The sequence below is a fragment of the Streptomyces sp. NPDC058880 genome (assembly GCF_042742535.1).
Taxonomy (GTDB): Bacteria; Actinomycetota; Actinomycetes; order Streptomycetales; family Streptomycetaceae; genus Streptomyces.
The window spans coordinates 1-12490 of sequence record NZ_JBHYMC010000074.1; the positions used below are offsets into that span (position 1 = coordinate 1).

At 73.4% G+C, this 12490-nt stretch carries 14 protein-coding genes and 1 pseudogene; 7 read left to right on the top strand and 8 right to left on the bottom strand.

What is annotated here, in order from left to right:
* The 5 genes and pseudogenes from ACFW2G_RS28940 to ACFW2G_RS28960 all read right to left on the bottom strand — a co-directional run.
* Positions 1 to 575: pseudogene (locus ACFW2G_RS28940) on the bottom strand (hypothetical protein); the annotation flags it as partial.
* Positions 572 to 1957 carry an O-antigen ligase family protein gene (locus tag ACFW2G_RS28945; RefSeq protein WP_384456528.1) on the bottom strand — a complete coding sequence of 462 codons (1386 nt, stop codon included), beginning with the start codon at positions 1955 to 1957 and terminating at the stop codon, positions 572 to 574. The gene ACFW2G_RS28945 and the pseudogene ACFW2G_RS28940, both read right to left, overlap by 4 nt.
* Positions 1957 to 3492 (bottom strand): exopolysaccharide biosynthesis polyprenyl glycosylphosphotransferase, encoded by a 1536-nt coding sequence (locus tag ACFW2G_RS28950; protein WP_384585114.1) that lies wholly within the window; start codon positions 3490 to 3492, stop codon positions 1957 to 1959. The genes ACFW2G_RS28945 and ACFW2G_RS28950 overlap by 1 nt, the downstream gene beginning before the upstream one ends.
* Positions 3489 to 4676 carry a glycosyltransferase gene (locus ACFW2G_RS28955; RefSeq protein WP_384456525.1) on the bottom strand — a complete coding sequence of 396 codons (1188 nt, stop codon included), beginning with the start codon at positions 4674 to 4676 and terminating at the stop codon, positions 3489 to 3491. Before ACFW2G_RS28955 ends, ACFW2G_RS28950 begins: the two co-directional genes overlap by 4 nt.
* Before the next feature lie 19 nt (positions 4677 to 4695).
* Positions 4696 to 5787, bottom strand: a complete 1092-nt coding sequence (locus ACFW2G_RS28960) for a hypothetical protein (RefSeq protein ID WP_037925063.1) — start codon at positions 5785 to 5787, stop codon at positions 4696 to 4698.
* 174 nt (positions 5788 to 5961) lie between these two features.
* On the opposite strand from ACFW2G_RS28960, the gene ACFW2G_RS28965 reads away from it, so the two are divergent.
* From ACFW2G_RS28965 to ACFW2G_RS28985, 5 genes are all read left to right on the top strand, one after another.
* Entirely contained in the window at positions 5962 to 6216 is a 255-nt protein-coding gene (locus tag ACFW2G_RS28965; RefSeq protein WP_384585118.1) for a chaplin, read from the top strand.
* 118 nt (positions 6217 to 6334) lie between these two features.
* Positions 6335 to 6745, top strand: a complete 411-nt coding sequence (locus ACFW2G_RS28970; RefSeq protein WP_030767099.1) for a rodlin — start codon at positions 6335 to 6337, stop codon at positions 6743 to 6745.
* Between the two features lie 243 nt (positions 6746 to 6988).
* Entirely contained in the window at positions 6989 to 7222 is a 234-nt protein-coding gene (locus ACFW2G_RS28975; protein WP_037925062.1) for a chaplin, read from the top strand.
* A 121-nt stretch (positions 7223 to 7343) separates the two neighbouring features.
* Entirely contained in the window at positions 7344 to 8504 is a 1161-nt protein-coding gene (locus ACFW2G_RS28980) for a chaplin (protein WP_384585121.1), read from the top strand.
* 179 nt (positions 8505 to 8683) lie between these two features.
* Positions 8684 to 9031: a hypothetical protein gene (locus ACFW2G_RS28985; RefSeq protein ID WP_037925059.1), complete on the top strand. Its 348-nt coding sequence runs from the start codon at positions 8684 to 8686 to the stop codon at positions 9029 to 9031.
* 73 nt (positions 9032 to 9104) lie between these two features.
* Here the strand turns inward: ACFW2G_RS28985 and ACFW2G_RS28990 are convergent, their stop codons facing one another.
* Complete coding sequence (locus ACFW2G_RS28990; RefSeq protein WP_037925056.1) at positions 9105 to 9344, bottom strand: chaplin; 240 nt, start codon at positions 9342 to 9344, stop codon at positions 9105 to 9107.
* Positions 9345 to 9489: 145 nt separating this feature from the next.
* Positions 9490 to 9966 carry a hypothetical protein gene (locus ACFW2G_RS28995; RefSeq protein ID WP_384585124.1) on the bottom strand — a complete coding sequence of 159 codons (477 nt, stop codon included), beginning with the start codon at positions 9964 to 9966 and terminating at the stop codon, positions 9490 to 9492.
* 276 nt (positions 9967 to 10242) lie between these two features.
* Here ACFW2G_RS28995 and ACFW2G_RS29000 point away from each other — a divergent pair, with 276 nt between their 5' ends.
* The gene (locus ACFW2G_RS29000; protein ID WP_037925054.1) at positions 10243 to 10653 is read left to right on the top strand and encodes a rodlin; all 411 of its coding nucleotides are present in this window, start codon (positions 10243 to 10245) and stop codon (positions 10651 to 10653) included.
* A gap of 116 nt (positions 10654 to 10769) precedes the next feature.
* Here ACFW2G_RS29000 and ACFW2G_RS29005 read toward each other — a convergent pair whose 3' ends face one another.
* On the bottom strand, positions 10770 to 11411 hold the full coding sequence (locus tag ACFW2G_RS29005; protein WP_384585127.1) for a vitamin K epoxide reductase family protein: 642 nt from the start codon (positions 11409 to 11411) through the stop codon (positions 10770 to 10772).
* Positions 11412 to 11602: 191 nt separating this feature from the next.
* On the opposite strand from ACFW2G_RS29005, the gene ACFW2G_RS29010 reads away from it, so the two are divergent.
* Entirely contained in the window at positions 11603 to 12373 is a 771-nt protein-coding gene (locus ACFW2G_RS29010; protein WP_037925051.1) for a DUF6227 family protein, read from the top strand.
* Positions 12374 to 12490 lie beyond the last annotated feature (117 nt).

Sequence of the window (12490 nt, forward strand, 5' to 3'; positions counted from 1 at the left end):
GCGTCGCGGCGGACGCCGCCGAACCGCCGGCTCCCGGGGCCGGCGGGGCCGGAGGCCGCGCCCCGGCCGGGCACGGCGCGCAGCTGCCCCCCGCCCGATCGGGCGGACGCGTCCTGACTGCGGACCTCGCCGAGCCCGTCGGCCGGCCCCCGGGCTCCGGGGGCGTTGGCGGATGCGGTCGTGGTGCGGGCCGCCACCCGCACCCCGAGTCCGGCCGGGGCCCCGCCGGGATAGCCGGCGGCACCGAAGTGCGGCCCCCGCGCGGCGGCCCCGCCGCCCGGCAGGCCTCCGGTGACGAACCCCGGGTCCGCCGGAACCGGCGGCGCCGCGTGTCCGGTGCGGCGCGACCGGCCGGAACCCGTCGGGCCCGCCGCGCCGGCCACCGGGCCGGGCTCGCCGGGGCCCCCGGCCGCGGGTGCGGGCGCGTCCGGCACGTACCCGGCAGGGCCGGACGAGTCCTCCCGCCCTGCGGGTTCGCCGAACGGCGCGGTCGGCGCGGGGGCGGCCGGGACGCGGGTGTGGCCCGCCCCGGCCGGAGGGCCGGAGGCGGGCCGCCAGGGCGTGGTGTCCGTCACCGGCCGCTCGAACTCTCGGGGACGGCCCCCGGGCCGGGGAGGGCGCCGCGCAGCGGATCCGCACCGCCCGGGGAGGGCAGGGCCCACCAGGCCGCCAGGCCGACGATCACCCCCGTCAGGACGGTGGACGGGCCGCCGATGTCCGCGTAGAGGAAGTCGGTCAGCTGCCACACGAACAGCCCGGTCGCGATCAGCCCGCAGTCCCGCGTCCGCGCCCCGGCACCGGAGGCGAGCCGCCGCAGCCCCGCGACCAGCAGGACCGCCCAGCCGCCCGCCAGCGCGACCAGCCCGATCAGCCCCTGCTCGCTCAGGATCAGCAGGTACATGTTGTGCGGGGAGAGCAGCGGCTGGCGGATGTACGCCTGGCCCGCTCCGGCGGTGTCGCTGCCGGAGGAGAGCCCGAGCGAGGCGTGGCCGTCGCGGTGGGCGGGGAAGCCCTTGAGGCCCACGCCCACCGCCGGCCGCTCGCGCCACATCGACTCGGCGGCGGCCCACATCGTGTAGCGGTCGGTCACCGACTGGTCGGGGGCGCTGGAGACCTGGGTGATGGAGTTCAGCCGCTCGGCGACCATCTCGGAGCCGACTCCGAGTCCGCCCACCAGGACCACCCCCGCGGCGGCCAGCGCGGCGAGCACCGTGAGCGCCCGCCGGATCCCGGCCAGCGCCATCACCAGCAGCGCCGCGCCGAGGGTGGCGATCCAGGCACCGCGGCTGAACGACAGCACCAGCGGCAGGACGAGCAGCAGGGCGCAGCCCGCGGCGGTCCGCCGCAGCCGGGAGGGCGCTCCGGGGGCGAGCGCGGCCGCGGTCGCGACGATCAGCCCGTAGGCGACGACCGTGGCCATGCCCATGACGTCGCCGGGGCCGAAGGTGCCCACGGCCCGGACGTCCTCTCCCTGGTAGGAGGCGCCGGTGTGGGTCGCGTACTGGACGACGCCCACCGCGCCCTGCACCAGGGCCAGGACCACGAAGCAGCCGGCCGCGAGCCGGAACTCCCGTGCGTCGCGCACGAGCAGCACCACGGCCGCCGGGACCAGCACGAAGACCTGGAGGTAGCGGACGAAGCCCGGCAGGGCGGCGTACGGGTCACCGGCGGTCACCGTCGCGACCGCGAGGCCGACGGCCGGCGCGCCGAGGACGACGGCGCCCAGCGGCGTCAGCGCCCGCACCCGGCCGCGCAGTGCCTGCACGGCGCAGACGAGGACCAGCAGCAGGGAGGCGGCGTCGGCGGGGCCGACCTTGCCGGAGGCGGTCACGTCCCCGGCCGGGAGCGGGGCGAGCAGGAGCAGCACGGTCGCGGCGAGCGGCAGCAGCGGCCAGTGGCGGCGCAGCGTGCCCGGCACGTCCGGGCGGGTCCAGTGTCCGGGAGCGGCGAGGCTCATCAGCTGCCTCCCAGCCGGAAGCGGAAGAAGGAGGCGGCCGTGCGGGCGAGGATCCACAGGTCCTGCCACAGCGACCAGGTGTCGATGTAGTGGTTGTCGAAGCGGGCCCGGTCCTCGATGGAGGTGTCCCCGCGCAGGCCGTTGATCTGGGCGAGGCCGGTGATGCCGACTGGCATCCGGTGGCGGGCCTCGTAGCCGGGGTGGACGGTGGAGAACTTGGCGACGAAGAAGGGCCGTTCGGGGCGGGGGCCGACCAGGCTCATGTCGCCCCGTACGACGTTCCACAGCTGGGGCAGCTCGTCGAGGGAGGACTTGCGCAGGAAGGAGCCGACCGCGCTCATCCGGCAGTCCCCGGCCACGGTCCAGCGGGTGGCCGACTCGTGCGCGTCGGCGCGCAGCGTACGGAACTTCAGCAGGGTGAAGGGGCGGCCGTAGAGGCCGACCCGCTCCTGCCGGAAGATCACCCCGGGCCCGTCCCAGAGCCGTACGGCTGCCGCGCAGAGCAGCATCACGGGGGCGGCGGCCACCAGGGCGACCAGCGCGAGCGCGGAGTCGATGATCCGCTTGGCCCAGCGCTCCAGCGGCCGGGCCGGGCGCGGCAGCAGCGGCTGCACGGCGTAGCCCCACAGCTGGTCGGCGGGGTGGGCCAGCCGCATGCCGGTGACCTTGGCGGTGCCGGACGGGTCCGCGAGCCACAGCCGGCAGCCGTGGTCGTGGAAGAGCCGGACCAGCGAGGCGGTGCGCTCGTCGGCTTCGGGCGGGCGGGTGAACACCGCGTGCCGGACGGAGTTCTGGATGACCGCGCGCCGGATGTCCTCGTGGGTGGACAGGAGCGGGAGGGCGCCCCCGTCGCCGTCGGCGGGAGCAGCGGTGTCGGCGAGCCCGACCGGGCGCAGGCCGAACTCGGGGTGGCCGTGCAGGGCGGCGGCCACCGCGCCCGCCCCGGCTCCGGGGCCGACGACGAGGGCGGAGGTGGGCTGGCGCACGGCGGCCCGGCGGTGCAGCTGGTTGGCGAGCCCGCGGCCCGCGCAGACTAGTACGGCCTGCAGGCACACGGCGGTGAGCAGCACGCTCCAGCCCATGGCGCGCGCGGGGTCGAGGGCGGCGGCGACGGCGGCCGCCGCGCACCACAGGACGGCGGAGCGCGCCACCAGTGCGGGCAGTTCGAGGAGGGCGGAGGGGGCGAGCCGTGGCCGGTACAGGCCGGCCTGCGCGTGCAGGGCGACGAGCAGTACGGGCAGTGCGGCGGCGGCCGGCGCGGCCGCCGGGACGGGCAGCGCGGGACCGGGCAGGGCGGCGGCGGTGACCACGGCGGCGAGCGCGTCGGCGGTGAGCAGGGGGAGCGCCCGGCTGCGGGGGCGGACGCGCTGCGGGCGTACGGCGGACCGGGCCCGGTCGACCCGGGGCCCGCGGGGCGGGTGGATGGCGGTCGCGGACCGGCGGGCTGCCGCGTGGGGCGCGGGCGCGAAGGCGCTGCCACCGTGCCCTGTGCCGCCCTGTCCGGTGTGCCGGGCGGGTGCGCTGTCCATCGTCATCGGCTGATGCGCTCCTGGTTCAAGGGCCGGGGCCTGCCCAGCAGTTCGTGGTACAGGCTGCTGACCGCGTCCGTGGTCCGCCGCACGTCGAAGTCGGTCCGGGCGTACTGCCGGGCCTGCTCACCGAGTTCGGCGAGGAGCCGCGGCTCGGCGAGGAGCCGCCCCAGGGCCTTGGCCAGGGCCGTCGGGTCCTCCGGCGGCACCAAGCACTGGCGTCCCTGGCCGGGCGGCAGGCTCTCCCGGGCACCGCTGACGTCGGAGACCAGGACCGGTCGGCCACAGGCCATTGCTTCGAGCGGGGCGAGCGCCATGCCCTCCCACCGCGACGGCAGTACAACGAGATCGGCGGCCCGAAGCCACGGTCGGATGTCGGCGGCGGCTCCGGCGAAGTGCACACCGGACGGGGCGGTACGCCGCAGCCGTTCGGTGTCGGGACCGTCGCCGACGAGGGCGAGGCGGGCCGTGGGGACCGTCGCGAGCACCTCCGGCCAGGCGCGCAGCAGGACGTCCTGGCCCTTCTGGGCGCAGATCCGGCCGACGCAGACGGCCAGCGGCCCGCCGGACGGGAAGGAGGCGGGCAGCGGCAGTGCCGCGCGGGATTGCGCGCGGTCCTGGTTGGGGTCGGGTGCGCCGGGCCGGAAGTGGTCGAGGTCCACACCGTTGCGGATGACCGTCCAGTGGGCGGTGATGCCCTCGCTCTCGCCCGCGCGGCGTTCGGCCTCGCTGACGCAGAGCACCCGGTCGGCCCAGCGGGCGCCGTACCTCTCCCAGCGCAGGGCGAGCGCGGCGGTGGCTCCGCCGACGGCGTCGAAGGACCAGGCGTGGGGCTGGAAAACGGTGGGCAGTGTCCCGCGCGCGGCGAGCCGTCCGGCCAGTCCGGCCTTGGCGCTGTGGGCGTGCAGCAGGTCGGGCCGTACGTGGCGCAGCAGCGCGCGGGCGCCGGCCAGTTCGGCGGGGAGTCCGGGGCCGGGGGCCCGGCGGGCCCGCCAGGTGAGCACCTCGGCCCCGGCCGAGCGGACCGCGTCGCCGAGCGCGCCGCCGGGCGGACAGCCGACGACGGCGCGGATCCCCTCCGCGGTCTGGGCGCGGACCAGGTCGGTGACGACCCTGGCGACACCGCCGTCGACGGGCTGTACGAGGTGGAGGACGGTCGTGGGCTGTGCTGCCCGGGAGTGCGTGGGCACGTGGAGTGGTCTCCTGCGTTCAGCGGCGCGCGTCTGTCTGAACGAAGAGCACACCGAGGAAATGACCCTGACTTTCGCCCGTGAACCTGAAGTTCAGGCTGCGGGCACCACCGGACAGCGCGGGACTGAGGTCGAACACGTCCGCGTCATATCCGAGATTATTCATATGATCCGGCTGTCGCACGAAAGATTGACCGTCGAATTCCGTGATCGTGGAATTCATGAGGTCATTGAAAGGGTTTTCGCCGTCGCTGATGCTCACCCGGCGACCGCTATCGGACGTTACGGTGAGTGAGTCGCCGAGGACGCCCCGGTCCCCGTCGTACGCGACCACACCGACTCGCCCCGCCGCCCCGGCCGGTACGTCCAGGCCCCCGATCTCGACCGTCCCGTCACCGGCCCGGGCCACGAGCGACTCGAAGCCGTCCCACAGCGAAAGCCGGCGCAGCGGCTCCTGCGGGTGCTCGTAGGCGACGACGAGCGTCCAGCCGCCCCAGGCGCCGACCTCGGAGTGGCCCATGGCGATGTTCAGCTGGGAGACCGTCCACATCCCGGCGCCACCCCTGCGCACCAGCGGGGTCACGTCCGCGGAGGCCTGGTAGGCGTCGCTGCCCGCGTCCGTACGGTGGCCGATCACCGTGTCGGCGAGCACCTCCTTGTAGGCCCCGCCCGGCTCGGCGACCAGCACCCGTCCGTTGTCCTCCGGCGGCTTCTGCTCGCCCACCCGCAGGTTTCCGCCCCAGTAGAGCCGGGCGTACGAGACCTTCGCGCCCTGCGGGACCTTGAGCTCGGCCCGGGTGGAGTTGTAGGTGTCCGGGTTCTTGTCGACCTCGCTGTAGAACATCTCGAACTCGCCGTTGACCCCTGCCGCGCCCCGCTTGACCTCGGCGCACGGCTCCGCCTGCGGGGACTTCTCCCTGCGGCAGCTGATGCCGGAGTTGGAGGCACGGACCAGCCCGCCGTGCTGCACGGCCTGGTAACGCTGGGTGAACGGAATCCGGGGCAGCTCCTTGGGTGCGGGAGCCGGGGCCGCCAGCGCGGGGGCGTTCACGGAAAGTGCGAGGCAGGACAGCAGGCCGAGTGCGCCGAGGATTCTGCCGGAGGAACCCATGACCCTGTCTCCATTTTCGATCAAGGGGACAAAACAGGAGTGAACTTTGTCAGAAATCGGGCTGGAAATCACGTCGGACTCGCTCGTACGGCCTTTTGGGCGATAACACGCACCCTCGCAACGGACGGGTCGTTATGAGGTGCACCATTGTTCGAACCGAAAGGAAATACGCAGATGAAGAAGAGGCTGGTGCGCGGCACCACCGTCGCCGCCGCGGGCGTCGCCGTGCTGATGGGCGGCGCGGGCATCGCCTCGGCGCACGGCGGGGGCGGCGCGACCGCCGAGGGCATCGCCGCCGGCTCCCCCGGTGTGGCGAGCGGCAACCTGGCCCAGGTCCCGGTCCACGTCCCCGTGAACGTCTGCGGCCTGACGGCGAACCTGGTCGGCGCGCTCAACCCGACGTTCGGCAACACCTGCGTGAACGCCTGAACGTCAACCGCGCCGCCCGAAACGGCTGCATCCGGGTGAAGCCACGCAACCCCCGTCGGGGCGCCGCCGTTGATCCGAGTGCTCCGCTACCGGGCAATCCTGCAAAAAAGGGACGACAATGATCAAGAAGATGATGGCCTCGGCCGCGGTTGCCGCCTCGGTCGTGGGCATGGGTGCCGCGATGGCCCCGCAGGCGATGGCCGTCGGCAACGACAACGGCATCAACACCGTCAACGGCAACAACTCCGCCCAGATCTACGGCAACCAGGCCACCTACGGCAACATGAGCCCGCAGATGGCGCTCATCCAGGGCTCCTTCAACAAGCCCTGCATCGCGCTCCCCGCCAAGGCCAACGTCCAGTCCGTGCTGGCCCTGGTCAACGTCGGCGTCCAGGACATCCCGGTCCTGTCCAGCCCGCAGAACCAGCAGTGCACCGAGAACTCCACCCAGGCCAAGGGCGACGAGGCTCTCTCGCACATCCTCAGCAACATCCCGATCCTCTCCGGCAACGCCTCCGCCGGCAGCTGATCGCACCCGCGCCCCGCGAGGCCGTCGCACCTTCGGGTCGCGGCGGCCTCGCCGCATGCCGGGCGCATCCGCAACCCGGAACACGACGATTCGAATTCACCGCCCGATCGGCCGCCCGAATTCCGTCGGGGCATCGGGGTGAATTACCGGACACTCGCCGAAAAAGCGCGGTTTCTTTTCTCTCGACTGCTCGTTGTTGATTCTGCAGCGGATACGCCTCTGCGGGAAGGAATCAGAAAGAAAATGACGTACAAGAAGGCAGTGGTGCTGGCCGCCGGCGCTCTGATGGCCGCCGGTGCCGCCTCCCCCGCCATGGCCGACTCGGTGGCCGACGGCAAGGCCGTGGGCTCCCCGGGCGTCCTCTCCGGCAACCTGGGCCAGGTCCCGGTCCACATCCCGGTCAACGTCTGCGGCAACACCGTGAACCTCGTCGGGCTGCTGAACCCCGCGTTCGGCAACACCTGCGTCAACGCCTGACGCAGGCGCGTGCGCCCGCAAGGGCAGACCTCCTCGCAGGTGGCCTCGGAGTGCACGGCGGTGCACTCCGAGGCCACCTGCGATTCACCACCGGCGCCCGCCGGTAGACAGGGAAGGACCCATGCGACAGGTACTGAGCCGACAAGTACTGGGCAAGGGCATGCTCACGGCGGCAGCCGCGTCGAGCCTGTTGTCGATCGCGACCGGGGCGGCCTACGCGCACACCGGCGCGACGGCCGAGGCCTCGCATTCGCCGGGGGTGCTGGCCGGCAACAGCGTCTCGGTACCCATCACGTTCTCCCCGAACGTGTGCGGCAACAGCGTGGACGGCGGTGCGGCCCTCAACCCCGCGATGGGGAACACCTGCGTCACCGGCGGCGGATCGCACGCGGACGGGAGCCACGACTACGCGCGCTACCTCAGCCCCGAACAGGCCGAGGCCTTCGAGCGCTACCTCGACGAGCGCGCGGGCCGCCACGCGGTACCGGAGCAGCGCCACGAACCGCGGCGGTACGAGGTGCCGCGCCAGGAGGTGGCACGGCCGGAGGTGCCGCGGCAGGAGGAGCAGGGACCGCAGGCCCCCCGGAAGGAGGGACCCCGCCACGCCAAGCCCCGCCACGAGGAGCCCCGTCACGAGGGCGGCTACGGCGGCCCCGGCGAGGACCGGAACCAGGAGGAGGAGTGCGACGACCACCCCGCTCCTCCGGCGCACCACGCCCCGCCCGCGCCCGGGCGCCCGCACCCGAAGCCGGAACCAGTGGAGGACCGCCCGGCCCCGCTGCCCGTCCCGGAGCCGGTCCAGGAGCTTCCGGTACCGCCCGCGGAGCAGCCCGTCCCGCTCCCCGCACCGCAGCCCCCGGCCGAGGAGGCCCCGCACACGCTCCCCGCTCCGGCGCCCGTGGCCGAGGAGGAGGTGCCGCCCGCTCCGCCGCACGGCAGCCAGCCCGTGATCCGCCCGGCTCCCGCCCCCGAGGCCGCCCCGGCACCCGCTCCCGCCCCAGGCCCGGAGGCCGCCCCGGCACCCGCACCCGCTCCCGCCCCGGCCCCCGAGGTCGCGCCGCCGGCGGATCAGCCTCCGGCCTTCCCCTCCGGCGGCGCCCCGGTCCACGTACCGCCGGCGCCCGCACCGGCGCCCGCACCGCTGCCGGCCCCGGCCACCGCTCCGGCGGGTGCGCCCGTACTGGCGGAGACCGGCGCGGGTCAGCCCGCGGCCGCGGCGGCCCTCGCCTCGGCCCTGATCCTGGGCGGCGCCATTCTGTACCGGCGCTCGCGCATCGCCTGACCGGCAATGCCGGTAATCGGAAGAAATATCGGCCGGAGAATCCCTCATCGGATTCTCCGGCCGCTGTCATGTACCCGCGCGTTCGCGTTTCCAGTGCGCCCGGGAATCGTTACGCAAGGCGAAAGCGGCGCGCCGGTCGCCGCTGATGCCTCTGTCCACGAAAGAAGAGGATTTCGATAATGAAGCTCACGAAGGTCGCCGCTGTCGTCGTCGGCTCCGTCGCCGCCCTCGGCGCCTCCGGTACCGCGTTCGCCGCCGAGCCGACGGCTGCGATGCCCCCCATGAGCCTGACCGGCGGCGTGACCCAGACGCTGGACTCCATGGCCCCCGTGACCGAGAACCTTCCGCAGACCGTGGGCAACGGGCTGGCCGAGCAGGGAGACACCGTCAACAAGGTCGTGGGCACGGCCCAGAAGGTCAACAAGGTCCGCAACGACGTCCCGGGCACCGTCCTCGGCCTCGCGAACGGCGCCACCCAGGCGTCGCCGATGCTGGGCGGCGTACAGCTCAACGGCGGCCAGGGCTGAACCGCCTCCGCTGACAAGACCGTGGGCGCCACCGGCAAGGCCGGGGCGCCCACGGTCGGTTGTGCGCGCTACGTCAGTCGTTGACGCAGGTGTTGCCGAACGCCGGGTTCAGCAGGGCGATCACGTTCACGGTGTTGCCGCAGACGTTGACCGGGACGTGGACCGGGACCTGGAGCAGGTTGCCGGAGAGGACGCCGGGGGAACCCACGGCCGCGCCCTCGGCCGACGAGTCGGCGACGGCGGAGCCGGCGGCACCGGCCGCGGCGATACCAGCGGTGGCCAGGACCAGGGCGGCCTTCTTGGCAGAGTTCATGGGAGGTGCACCTTCTGTTCGACGTTCCGCCCCGCTCCGGGGCTCACACCGAGCGAAACGTTCCGCGCTCCCGGACGACACGGCTTCGGGCACGATCCGACCTATTCGGCTCAATCGCCGTCACCGTGTTGCCGTTTCGGGCCCGTCACGGGAGGGCCGGGAGCTCTGTCTCCGGGAGCTGGACGTCAGGGATCTGCACGTCGGGGATCTGCACGTCGGGGACCTCCGGCACCAGCTCCCCGGGCGCTGCCGGATCCGGCAGCGCGGGCGGGGTGAGCGGCAGCTCGGGGAGTTCGACCCCCGGGATCTCGGGGAGCTGCACCCCCGGGAGGCTCGGCAGGTTGATCTCCGGCAACGTGATCTCGGGCAGCTCGATCTCCGGCAGTTCGATCTCCGGGAGCTTGATCTCCGGCAGGGTGACGCCCGCCGGCAGCAGGGCCTTGATCTGCTCAAGAAGTCCGTTGAGGAGGTCGTCGATCGGGCCGGCCGGAGCCGCCTTGCGGGCAGCCGCCCCGGCCCCGGAGTCGACCGCACTCGCGGGTGCCGCCGCGCCGGTCAGTATGACGACGGCGAGCGCCGAGGGGAGCAGAAGACGGGCGCGGGACGGCTTCGTGCGGTGCATGGAGGTTCCTTCGGGTGGGACACGGGGACACGGGAGCGGTCCGGTTCGGATCGCTCCTTGACTCACCGTGGGAACACCTCGTACGGAGCGCAACAGGAACCGGCGCGACTGGGGCCGCGTACGGGCTTCGCGCACGTGTCCGCAGGCGGCTCACCCGGGCTGGCGAAAACATCGGGACGCGCAGGCCGTTTGAGTGAAGCAGCGGAACCAACGCCCTGACCGGCCAGTTGACCAGGGCGCTCCATCAGCGGGCACTCGTGCGACAGAAGGATCAAGATGTTCAAGAAGTTCATGACCGCCGCCGCGGTTTCCGCCGTTGCCGTCGGCGCGGGCGCTGCTGCCGCTGCCCCGGCCATGGCCATCGGCAACGACAACGGGGTCAACACCGTCAACGGCAATGGTGCCCAGCAGATCTACGGCAACCAGAAGACCCACGGCGACCAGAGCCCGCAGCTCAGCCTGGTCCAGGGCTCCCTGAACAAGCCCTGCGTCGGCCTGCCCGCGAAGATCAACGCCCAGTCGCTGGTCGCCGCGCTCAACATCGGTGTCCAGGACATCAACGTCCTGTCCAACCCGCAGAACCAGCAGTGCACCGAGAACTCCACCCAGGCCAAGGGCGACGAGCCGCTCTCGCACATCCTGGACAACATCCCGGTCCTGTCCGGCAACGCCTCCGTCGGCAGCTGATTTCCGCCCCCCCTGCCCCGCGCGGGGGTCCGGGCCGACGAGCCCGCGGCAGTGCGTGACAGGGCCCCGGCAGCGTCCAGCTGCCGGGGCCCTCGCACGTGCCGCCCGCGCGGCGCTCAGCCGGTCCAGAAGTCCCACCACCGGGTGAGGACCAGCATCCCGATCACCCCGGTGTGCAGGGCCGGCGGAGCCCAGCCGAACTCGGTGAAGAGGACCCGCAGCGGACCGGGGGCGGGAAGCACGCCCGTACGGACGTTGTGCGCGGTGACCGCCCAGAACATCAGCAGGGTCGCCACCCAGGCCAGGCAGCACCACAGGCAGAGGGCGTTGATCTCGTAGAGCGACTGCACCATGAGCCAGCTGCAGAAGCCGGTGCCGAAGAGCATGCCGGCGTTCAGTGCGAGCCAGAACCAGCCGCGGTAGCGGGCACCCGCCAGCAGGCCCACGCCGACGCAGACCACGACGGCGTAGGCGGCCAGCCCCAGCATCGGGTTGGGGAAGCCGAAGGCCTGCGCCTGCTCGCTCTGCATCACGCTGCCGCAGGAGACCACCGGGTTGAGGCTGCAGGCGGGCTTGAAGTCCGGGTCCTCCAGCAGGAGGAACTTGTCGAGGGTGATCACCCAGGAAGCCAGTACCCCGGCAGCTCCGGTGAGGGCCAGCAGCCAGGCCAAACCCCTTGTTGCGGGGGCCTGTTCGTCTGCGTCTGCGCCGCGGGGCCGTACCTGCCGGCGCGGGACGTCCACTGTGTTCGTTGCCATGCGGCCCATACTCCCCCTCCTCCACCCAGAGTGGGGCCAATCGTGCCCATCCGTACGCAGGTTGACCTGAAGGTGTGGCGGGAACCTCCGATGCTTCCCGGACGTTTTACCGAACCCCGGACGTGATGTCAGAGCCAGGGGTTACGTTGAGCTTCCGCGAAGTGACAAGCTGCGACGGCCTGGAGCCCCCCTTGAGCGATCCGTACGAGACAACCGAGGCGCACCTCGACCGACTCCTCGGTCGCGCCCTCAACTCCTTCGACCTGCCCGACCGGCTGGTGGAGCGCCTCGGTACGGCGCTCGCCCACAGCTCTTCGCTCTGCACCACCCACCACGGCCCGGCGGCGGGCGTCTGGCGGGAGACGCACCGCCACACCTATCTGCTGCCCGACGGCGGTGCGGTCTCGCTGTGGGAGCTGTCCTGCCGGCTGGAGGGAGACCGGGACCCGCGGCACGAGGTCTTCGCGACGAGGGCGGAGACCCGCCTGGCGGTGGCCCGGCTGTTCGGGGAGTCGGCCGTGGGGGCGGCCCCCGATCCGGTGCCGCTCGCGGGTGAGGAGGAGCCGTACGACGACGCGTCGGGGCTCGGTGCGCTGTTCGCCTCCTCGGCGCCGGTGCCCCGGCACCGTGAGTACGTGGTGGAGGACTCCGCCGACCACGCACGCCGGGTGCTGCGCCGCGCGGAGAACCCGGACCGGCCCGGTGAGCGGGTGGCGGCGCTGCTGCGCGCGGCGTACGCGCACCGGATCACTCAGGCGTTCGGCACCCGGCAGGCCCTGCCGACCGGGCGGGACGCGGGCTTCCATCTGTACGAGCACGGCTTCGTGCTGCTGGACGGGACCGAGCTGAGCCTGTGGGAGGTCGAGCACACGGCCACCCCCGACGGGCGGCACATGTGCGAGGTGTACGACAGCGAGGCGGCCGCGCGCGGGGCGATGGAGTTCCGCGCCCGCGTCGGCTGAGTCCCCTCCCGCACGCCGTTCCCCCGCCCCGGCCGCGCCGGGGTGTCCTGGGGCCCGCGGGGCGAGGCGGGACGGGACGGCGGACGGGCCCACCCGGGGCGGGTGGGCCCGTCCGGG

Coding starts and splice junctions, on each gene's coding strand:
- ACFW2G_RS28980 (WP_384585121.1), top strand. CDS start 7,344: ATGCGACAGGTACTGAGCCGACAAGTACTGGGCAAGGGCATGCTCACG.
- ACFW2G_RS29005 (WP_384585127.1), bottom strand. CDS start 11,411: ATGGCAACGAACACAGTGGACGTCCCGCGCCGGCAGGTACGGCCCCGC.
- ACFW2G_RS28950 (WP_384585114.1), bottom strand. CDS start 3,492: ATGACGATGGACAGCGCACCCGCCCGGCACACCGGACAGGGCGGCACA.
- ACFW2G_RS28990 (WP_037925056.1), bottom strand. CDS start 9,344: ATGAACTCTGCCAAGAAGGCCGCCCTGGTCCTGGCCACCGCTGGTATC.
- ACFW2G_RS28995 (WP_384585124.1), bottom strand. CDS start 9,966: ATGCACCGCACGAAGCCGTCCCGCGCCCGTCTTCTGCTCCCCTCGGCG.
- ACFW2G_RS28960 (WP_037925063.1), bottom strand. CDS start 5,787: ATGGGTTCCTCCGGCAGAATCCTCGGCGCACTCGGCCTGCTGTCCTGC.
- ACFW2G_RS28965 (WP_384585118.1), top strand. CDS start 5,962: ATGAAGAAGAGGCTGGTGCGCGGCACCACCGTCGCCGCCGCGGGCGTC.
- ACFW2G_RS28975 (WP_037925062.1), top strand. CDS start 6,989: ATGACGTACAAGAAGGCAGTGGTGCTGGCCGCCGGCGCTCTGATGGCC.
- ACFW2G_RS28945 (WP_384456528.1), bottom strand. CDS start 1,957: ATGAGCCTCGCCGCTCCCGGACACTGGACCCGCCCGGACGTGCCGGGC.
- ACFW2G_RS28985 (WP_037925059.1), top strand. CDS start 8,684: ATGAAGCTCACGAAGGTCGCCGCTGTCGTCGTCGGCTCCGTCGCCGCC.
- ACFW2G_RS29000 (WP_037925054.1), top strand. CDS start 10,243: ATGTTCAAGAAGTTCATGACCGCCGCCGCGGTTTCCGCCGTTGCCGTC.
- ACFW2G_RS28970 (WP_030767099.1), top strand. CDS start 6,335: ATGATCAAGAAGATGATGGCCTCGGCCGCGGTTGCCGCCTCGGTCGTG.